This is a genomic window from Kribbella albertanoniae (assembly GCF_004348455.1).
Lineage (GTDB): Bacteria > Actinomycetota > Actinomycetes > Propionibacteriales > Kribbellaceae > Kribbella > Kribbella albertanoniae.
On sequence record NZ_SMKA01000353.1, the window covers coordinates 1 to 8,287 of the forward strand.

Consider the following 8,287-nt stretch of genomic DNA (forward strand, 5'->3'; position numbering starts at 1 on the left):
CAACTACCCCGTCATCAATCGACAGACTCACCTCCCACCCGCTCCCCCGCACCCGCTCAACCAGCGCGGCAACATCCCCCAGTCCAACGGCCGGCTCCACCGACTGCTGCGATCCATCCCGCAGTACCCCAAGGATCCGCCGCGTGTCCCCGAGCGCCTGCCGAGCATGCGCACCGATCGTCTCCAGCGCCTGTACGGCAGCATCAGTGCGGGCGGCGTAGCGGCCGCCGTCTGCTTGAGCTATCACGACGGCGAGGGAGTGGGCGACCACGTCGTGCATCTCGCGGGCTATCCGCGCTCGTTCGGCCAGCACGGCCAACTCGCGTTGCGCGTCGACTTGAGAGCGGCGGAGGCGTTGGATGGTGCCGACAGCCCACGCTGCGATCACCGTGCTGGCGAAGAAGGCGCCGATCACCAGATGCGCCACCACTGTGTCCCGCAACCGAGGCCACTCGAGGCCGCCCAGCGCAGCACCAACCAGTCCGGCAATCACACCAGCCCGTCCGGCCCAGCGGGGTCCATAGGCGGCTGCTGCGTGTACAGCCAGCGGTACGGCGACATCGGCCGGCAAAGCCCCGACTGTTCCGCGGACGGTCAGCCACTGGGCCAGCGCGGCGAGTGCGATCGCGATCAGGCACCACACCGGCCGGCGCCGCCGTACAGCCAACGGAATCAGCAGGAGAGCCGAGAAGAGGAAGTACGTGCCTTCGGCCTGGACCACCCGGCCGAAGACAAGAGCAGCGGCCAGGAGTACGGCGGCGAACACCGCATCGACGGCTGATTCGTGCCCGCGGGCCCAGGCCTCGATCCGCTCACCGCGCACGGTCGTGAGTATAGGCTTCCCTCACTTTGTGGCGGCCCGCGACGAGCCGACCACAGCCCGCCGCGACAGGCTGCCGGCAAGGGCTTCTCCCAGCTCCAGGATGCTCGTTGTTCAGCTTGCGTTCCCCGTACGGCAGCCGTGTGCGGGGGAGGATCAGGACGTTCCACCTACAGCGTCCAAGGAGCACCATGTCCGTCGATCGTCGTTCTGTCCTGCGTGGCGCCGCTGCCGGCGCCGCCGGTGTCGGTATCGCCACCGTTGGCTCCCTGCCGACCCTGGCCGAGGCCACGCCGGTCTCGCGGGGCCAGCACTCGCCGTTCCCGCAGCACAAGCCGTTCCCGCCCCTGCTGGACGACCCGGACGGAGTGCTCGCACTGCCGCCGGGATTCAAGTACCGGATCGTCACCAAGGCCGGTGAGACCAAGCTCAAGTCCGGGGAGCTGACCCCGAACGCGCACGACGGCAACGCCGTGTTCCCCGGCAGCCGGCACGACACCTACCTGCTGATCCAGAACCACGAGATCAGCGGCAACACCGCTCTCGGCGTACCGCAGGTCCCGGGGACCGTCTACGACACCGGTGTCGGCGCGGCCGGTGGCTGCACGGCCATCTCGGTCGACCGCAACGGCAAGAACCTCGGCGAGTGGGTCGCCATCTCCGGCACCCTCACCAACTGCGCCGGCGGCCACACGCCGTGGGGCACCTGGATGACGTGCGAGGAGACCGAGAGCAAGGCCAACGGCACCACCCGGCTGAAGGACCACGGGTACGTGTTCGAGGTCTGGGGCGACGGCGAGACCGCGCACCCGGTCCCGCTGAAGGCCCTCGGCCGCTACGCCCACGAGGCGCTGGCGATCGACGAGAAGCGCGAGCACATCTACCTGTCCGAGGACGCCTCCGGCCCGAACGGGACGTTCTACCGCTGGTCCGGTCCGCGCGGCTACCAGCTGAGCCCGCGGAGCTGGAAAGACCTGCAGGACAAGGACTTCGGCACCCTCGAGGCACTGGCCATCCTGGGTGACGACGGCAAGCCGATCCCGGATGTCGCCTACCTGACCTCGGCCCAGCTGCTGCGCCCGTTCCGGGTCGCGTGGGTGAAGGTCCCGGACCGCGACGCCGCCACCACCTCGGTGCGCAAGCAGTTCACCGACGGCCAGATCACCCGCGGCAAGAAGTTCGAGGGTGTCTACGGCACCAGGGACGGCGTGTACGTTGTCAACTCCTACGCCAAGTCCGGTACGACGGACCTGCCGACCGATGCGGTCCCGCACGACGGCATGGTCTGGTTCTACAACTACGCGAACAAGACCATCCAGCTGGTCACGTACTTCCCGGAGAGCGCAGCGGCCGACCAGGGCGCCGGCGCGAGGTTCCAGGACTTCAACTTCGACGGGCCGGACAACGTCACCGTGACGCCGTGGGGCTCGCTGATCCTGGCCGAGGACGGCAACGCCAGCAGCCACGTGCTGAGCGCCGTACCGGGTGGGCCGACCTACGCGATCGCCCGCAACATGCTGAACGACTCCGAGTTCTGCGGGCCGGCCTTCACGGCCGACGGCAAGGTGCTCTTCGTCAACATGCAGGACCCCGGGCTCACGCTGGCCATCACCGGCCCTTGGCGCGACTACCTGGGCTAGTCAACGGTGGCTGGGTTGCGTCTCAGGGCGTGACCCAGCCGGTCAGGATCGTCGGGCCGTCGTCGACGATGCACGTCAACCGGTACGGCGTCTTCGGCAGCGGCTTGAGCACGAAGAACCCGAGGTCGTCGATCCGTGCCGTGGCCAGTACGCCGGAATCGGTGCTGGCCGTGATCTCACCGGCCGCGGGTGGATCCAGCTGGCCGAGCAGACCCTCCGAGGTGAGCTCGATCTCGATCGTCCAGCCGTCCGAAGCGAACGTCAGCGCCCGCAACGTCGCGCTCTCGGCCGAGCGGACCGAGGCCTCCTCGAGGCCGGCCCAGGCCGAGTCGTAGGTGAGCGCGGCCAGCTCGGCATCGATGGTCCGCCAGGCGAAGGCCGCCTTCCCGGCTTCGACAAATGCACGGGGAACCTCCTGCTCGGTCACCAGCGCATCGCGTAGGGCCTCGAGCAGCTGGCCATCGTCGTTCCAATCGGTCTCCGTCACCGTACTCACCTCCTCGTCGTCGATCCATGGTCGTCGGCCAGCCCGGCCAGAGCCGGTGTCCGGCGCAGCCGTTCCAGGCAGCGGGCCCGGTTCGGGCCGATACTTCCGACCGGCATCGCCAGCTGCCGGCTGATCTCGTCGTACGCGGTCGGTGGGTCCTTCATGATCATTGCCAAGAGCAACTGACAGCGCTGGGACAGCTGCCCGAACGCACTCCGCACAATCGTCCGCTGCTCGTGCCTGAGCACCTCTTCCTCGGCCACGGCCGGCTCGACCGCGTCACGCTGTTCGGCCGGGTCGACCGGGTCGACCCGGCTGGACGCCCGCAGCAGGCGGAAACACTCCCGCTGCGTGGTGGTAGCGATCCAGCCGGGCAGTGCGGCAGGCTCCCGGAGACTTGGCAGGTGCTCGATCAGGCGCAACCAGACGCCCTGGCCGACATCGTCGATATCCGCGGGCGTCAGCCGGTACCGGCGTCCGATTCCCCAGATCAACGGTGCATACCTCTCGACCAGTTCGTCCCACGCGCCTTTGTCGCCGTCCACCGCCTTCGTCACCAGAGCGACGACAACTGGATCGTCACGCATGCCTTGTCTCCTTCCCCCCGATACTGCTACGGAGCGACCTGGGTCGCTGATTGATACATGCCGCTCACGCACCGAGCGCGACGAACGACCGGCCGGCCGCATCGACCGCCGGATCCGCACCCGCCGTACCGCGGGCGAGTGCGAAAGCCTCGGCCAGTGAACGGCCCGCCTGCAGATGATCGTGCACAGCGGTCATCAAGGGAACCGTTGCGGGATCATTGACCGGTACGACGCTCGCCAGGATCCCCGCCGCGCCGAGTGGCACCAGGCTGCTGCTGAGCCCGAGCAGTTCGTCGGCACCGACCGGTTTGGCCAGCCCGGAGTCGCAACTCGACAACACCAGCCGGTACGGCGCTCGCCGCAGCCGCTCGAAGTCGTACACGGTCAGCGGCCCGTCGTCGAGCCGCAAGGACGAGAACAGCGGACTGTCCGCCCGGAACGTGCCGTGCGCCGCGATATGCGCGATCCACGCACCGTCCAACTCGTGCAGCACCCGCTCCGCCGTCGCGTCGCCATCCCGCAGTACGACGGCCTTCGGGTACTGCTCGGTCAATCGGTTGATCTCGGCGCGCCCCGCGGCCAGCCCCGGCCCGAGCACCAGCACGACCCGCCGATCCGCCGGGGGCTTGAGTTGGCGCGCACGCAACCACATCGCCGCCGAGGGCACAACGTTCACCGGCCGATCAGCCAACGCCGGAACCAGCGCCCACGGCACCGCCTGCAAGCTGGCCGGCGGGACCATCACCACCGCCCGCTCCCCCAGCACGTGCTGGACCGGCCCGAGAATCGCCTCCCCCAACCTGGCGCCGAGCACCTCCAACGGCGGCCCCGACTTCGAGCGTCCGTGCGCCAACCATCGCAACCGGAATCGAGACCGCTCGACCTCTACCGCAGCTCTTGCCAACGGACCGACCTCGTACCGCGTGAGCTCACCGTCGGCGGCAACCACCGCATGCAGCGTCCCACCAACAGCAATCAGCTCGACCAGCGCCGTACCGTCGAGCTCTTCGTGCAGTGCAGCAAGGTCGAACCCACCCCCGGTCTTGGCAGAATTGTTGCCTTGGGCCCTTAATGCGCGATCGCGGACGGCCGCCTCCAACCGGCGGCGGTCGCGTTCGAGCGACGGCGGGCGAACAGGCTCGGGGGTGGACTCGAGGCGCTGTACGACGTCGCGCAGCTGGGCGAGGTCGGTGATCAGCTGCTCGTCGCCCGGGGGACGGACGGGTGGGACTGTCAGCGCGGTGGCGCGCCAGCGCTCGGCCCAGAAGAGCAGATCTCGGGGGTCGTTTCGGCCAAGTGCCTCCTGGAGGGCGAGCTCGGCCAGCTCGGCACCGTGCCCGGTCGTGCGGGCCCGCAGTTCGGTCGCGCCCATCATCAGCCGGTACTCGTCCAACGCGTCGAGACCGCGACCACAGGCCGCCAGCATCCGCCGTACCTCACCTCGCGCTTCCGCACGTAACGCCCGGCCGAGCCAGGCCGCGCTCCGAACCGGCGGTGGAACGTTCTTCGACAACCGGCCGGCCAGCTCGAGCTGCCGGTCCGCGATCCGCCGGCGTCCCTCGGACAACGCCAGCCGACCGGCCAGCAGATGCGCCGCGGACGCCTCGGCCGTGCTGAGCTCGTCCAGCCGACCGGCGGTCCGGACCACCTGACGTAACAGCCCCGGCCCACGCTCACCCGACCGATACCGCGCCTCCAGCTGCAGCATCGACGCCCGGACCGACCACCAGGAACGCCGTTGGGCCGAGAACAACCGGCGAGCCTGCTCGGCCCGTCCCTGCGCGGTCGCCGGATCACCCACCGCCAGCGCGGCCGTCGCCGCGGTGAACAGCACCTCGGCACGCTTGGCCGCCGGCACCCCGCCGGGCTCCATCCGGCCGATCGCCTCGTCCGCCTCGGTGAGCGCCTCGGCGGTCAACCCGGCAGCCATCAACACTGCGCACCGATCGATGGTCAGGTCCGGCCACTGCACACCGACGTCGTCGTACCCCTGCGCGGCCTCCCCCAGGAACTGCAGCGCCGCCGGCAGATCGCCGCGCATGAACGCGACCCAGGCACGGTTCTGCCGAGTCTCGGCGTACTCGAACTCCTGCCCGACCTCCGCATACAACTCACCGGCTCGATCGAAATCCGCCTCCGCCTGCCGCGTCCCGCCGAGCGTCAACTGGATGACGCCGCGATAGTTCAGCGTCCGCGCCTCCCACACCTGGTCGCCGGAGCGCCGCAACCGGCTGATGGCCAGCCGCAGGTCGTCCAGCGCCTCCCGATGCCGGCCGAGCATCAGCAGGACGTCGGCCCGCCGCAAGAGCACGCGCCCCGCCAGCGCACCCCGACTCAATTCGACCGCCCGATCCAGCCGCGCCAGCCCCTCGCGGCTCCGGCCGGCGCGCCCGAGCGTCGCGCCGAGCGTGGCCAGTACGTCGGCCTCCCGCTCGGCCAGGCCCGACTTCCCGGCGAGCTTCAGCGCGGTCCGCAGCTCCGCGATCGCGGCATCCACCTCACCGAGCTGCCGGAACCCGATCCCGCTGGCCTGGTGCGCGATCGACGCTGTCTCCGGTTCGAGCTTGCCGGCCAGCAGCGCCTTCGCCGCCGCGATCGCTTCGTGCGGGCGCGACAACGCCAGCGGCAGCAATTCTTCCGGTGCAACCGTCATGCGAGTCTCCCCCAGTACGTCGGCGGGGTGGAATGATATCGATTTCGGACTCGACCATTGCAGTGATTCGAGGGGGGCGCCATTCCATGACCGAAGAACGCACGAAGAATCCGGCCGCCGAGCGCGACCAGAGGTACATCGCCCAGATCAACCTGATCCTCAAGAGCTTCGGCAAGGAGGTCGAGGTCTTCCCCGCCAAGTGGCAGGAGGTCGGGGCCGACTACCTCTACCACGCCGGGTACGTGCTGGTCCGGGACGAGGACGTGGAGCGCGTGATCCGGCTCTTCGAGGGCGGTACGACGGGTGAGGGCGGCATCGGTGGTGTCACCCGGCTGAAGCTGCCTCCGACGGTGCCGCCGGGCGCCCCGGAGGACCGCTCACCCACCCAGCGGTTCCTGAAGTACGCCGACCTGCGGCTCGGGCGTGGCGTCGTCACCCCGGAGCACCTGTTCTATGTGGTGCCGAGCGTCAGCCCGTGCCCCGCGACTGAGCCCGAAGAGGTCGCGCCGAAGACTCTGCCGAGCCCGTTCATCGACGACAAGACGACCACCGGCAAGGGCGTCAAGGTCGTCGTACTCGATGTCGGCTGGTCCGACGCTCCTGCGGCAGACTGGCTGAACGGCGTCACCGGTGAGCCGGAGGACGCGTTCGACCCGGCCGGACTGATCAAGCCGTACGCCGGACACGGCACCTTCATCGCCGGTGTCCTGCGCTCGATGGCCCGCGAGACCGAGGTCGTCGTACAGAGTTACTTCACCACCGCCGGTGCGATCTGGGAGTTCGACCTGGCCGCGGCCCTCGACGAGGTGCTCGACCTGGCTCCGGACATCATCAGCCTCTCGGCCGGAACGCGGACCAGGTTCGACCTGCCGCCGCTCGGTCTCGACGTGTTCATCGAGTCCCGGCTGAACCGGGTCAACGGTCTCGTCCTGGTCGCGGCCGCGGGCAACGAGTCCACCCGCGACTACTTCTGGCCGGCCGCCTTCCCGGAAACCGTCGGCGTCGGCGCCCTCGCGGAGAGCGGCACCGATCGGGCCTGGTTCAGCAACTTCGGCGGCTGGGTCGACGTCTACGCACCCGGCGAGAACATCATCAACGCGTTCCTGACCGGCGAATACCACTGCACCGAGCCGCCCCACACCGGCGAGGTGCGCAAGTTCTACGAGATGGCACGCTGGAGCGGTACGTCGTTCTCCACCCCACTCGTGGCCGGCCTGATCGCCGGCCGGATGTCCCGCACCGGCGAGAACGCCCTCCAAGCCGCCGACGCCCTACTAGCCTTCGCCCTCGGCCAAGCAGTCCCCGGCGTAGGCCCAGTCCTCAACCCCGGCGACGCCCACAACAGCACCCCGTAGCTGTTCTCAAAGGCCTGGTGCGTGTAGGTGATTTGCCGTCCGCCCCGCCGCTAACGTCCGAAGAACCGGAGACGGGCCCTCCGATCCTTCGGACGTTAGCTCAAGGTCGCGCGCAACGTCCGAAAAACCGGAGGCGGGCCCTCCGATCCTTCGGACGTTGCGAGTACGGGGGCTGGGTCCGCCCGGCGACGCCCACAACAGTCCACAAAGAAGCCGCCCTCTGCCAGCTCAGTCAGGTGAGTTGGCAGAGGGCGGCAGCACGCACTGACGCGGTACGGAGAAGCTTCGGCCTGACCACCGAAACTCCTCACGCACCGCGTCAGCCCCTCCCCCCACGGAGACCCTCGAACTGCCTTCCCCCCGGAAGCAGTTCAACGGCGTTCCATAGTGCGGAGTCCTGGCGCCGTACCGGTGATACAGGGAATTTCAAAAGTTTTTCAGCGGGGCTTTGGGTTCTCGCAGAGGAACGGCGCGCCCTGGCGGCCTGAGTGGTACTCGTACCGCTTGCCGTCGGCCTCGAGGATGATCCGCATCCCGTCGATGAGGGCCTGCGTGTACATCATCCCCGGCTCCGGGCAGCCCATACTTCCGTCCGACCAGGTCACCTCCTCGGCCGAGACCACCTTCACCGCGGTCGCCTGTACGCCGAGCTTGCCGGCCAGGTGGGCGGTCGCCTGCTCCACCGTGGTACCGCCCGGCGTCCCCGTCGGCGCCGCACCACCCGGCGTCGGGGTGGGGGTCGGGG

Annotated in this window: 7 protein-coding genes; 2 read left to right on the forward strand and 5 right to left on the reverse strand. The window is 69.2% G+C overall.

Annotation, left to right across the window (positions count from 1 at the left end; all coding sequences use genetic code 11):
- A partial coding sequence (locus E1261_RS41035; protein WP_132415167.1) for a sensor histidine kinase occupies nucleotides 1–823 on the reverse strand: 823 nt, incomplete at its 3' end.
- Nucleotides 824–1,011: 188 nt separating this feature from the next.
- On the opposite strand from E1261_RS41035, the gene E1261_RS41040 reads away from it, so the two are divergent.
- Entirely contained in the window at nucleotides 1,012–2,460 is a 1,449-nt protein-coding gene (locus E1261_RS41040) for an alkaline phosphatase PhoX (RefSeq protein ID WP_132415168.1), read from the forward strand.
- 22 nt (nucleotides 2,461–2,482) lie between these two features.
- Here E1261_RS41040 and E1261_RS41045 read toward each other — a convergent pair whose 3' ends face one another.
- The 3 genes from E1261_RS41045 to E1261_RS41055 form a co-directional block, all read right to left on the reverse strand.
- Nucleotides 2,483–2,947: a hypothetical protein gene (locus E1261_RS41045; RefSeq protein WP_132415169.1), complete on the reverse strand. Its 465-nt coding sequence runs from the start codon at nucleotides 2,945–2,947 to the stop codon at nucleotides 2,483–2,485.
- Between the two features lie 5 nt (nucleotides 2,948–2,952).
- Entirely contained in the window at nucleotides 2,953–3,534 is a 582-nt protein-coding gene (locus tag E1261_RS41050) for an RNA polymerase sigma factor (protein ID WP_132415170.1), read from the reverse strand.
- A gap of 64 nt (nucleotides 3,535–3,598) precedes the next feature.
- Nucleotides 3,599–6,187 (reverse strand): CHAT domain-containing protein, encoded by a 2,589-nt coding sequence (locus tag E1261_RS41055; RefSeq protein WP_132415171.1) that lies wholly within the window; start codon nucleotides 6,185–6,187, stop codon nucleotides 3,599–3,601.
- Between the two features lie 86 nt (nucleotides 6,188–6,273).
- On the opposite strand from E1261_RS41055, the gene E1261_RS41060 reads away from it, so the two are divergent.
- The gene (locus E1261_RS41060; RefSeq protein WP_132415172.1) at nucleotides 6,274–7,542 is read left to right on the forward strand and encodes a S8 family peptidase; all 1,269 of its coding nucleotides are present in this window, start codon (nucleotides 6,274–6,276) and stop codon (nucleotides 7,540–7,542) included.
- 437 nt (nucleotides 7,543–7,979) lie between these two features.
- Here E1261_RS41060 and E1261_RS45655 read toward each other — a convergent pair.
- Nucleotides 7,980–8,287, reverse strand: a 308-nt coding sequence (locus E1261_RS45655) for a hypothetical protein (RefSeq protein WP_202875432.1), incomplete at its 5' end; no start/stop codon positions are given.

What these genes read in the sequence shown, in the direction of transcription:
- E1261_RS41040 (WP_132415168.1), top strand. Translation starts at nt 1,012, where the DNA reads ATGTCCGTCGATCGTCGTTCTGTCCTGCGTGGCGCCGCTGCCGGCGCC.
- E1261_RS41050 (WP_132415170.1), bottom strand. Translation starts at nt 3,534, where the DNA reads ATGCGTGACGATCCAGTTGTCGTCGCTCTGGTGACGAAGGCGGTGGAC.
- E1261_RS41055 (WP_132415171.1), bottom strand. Translation starts at nt 6,187, where the DNA reads ATGACGGTTGCACCGGAAGAATTGCTGCCGCTGGCGTTGTCGCGCCCG.
- E1261_RS41060 (WP_132415172.1), top strand. Translation starts at nt 6,274, where the DNA reads ATGACCGAAGAACGCACGAAGAATCCGGCCGCCGAGCGCGACCAGAGG.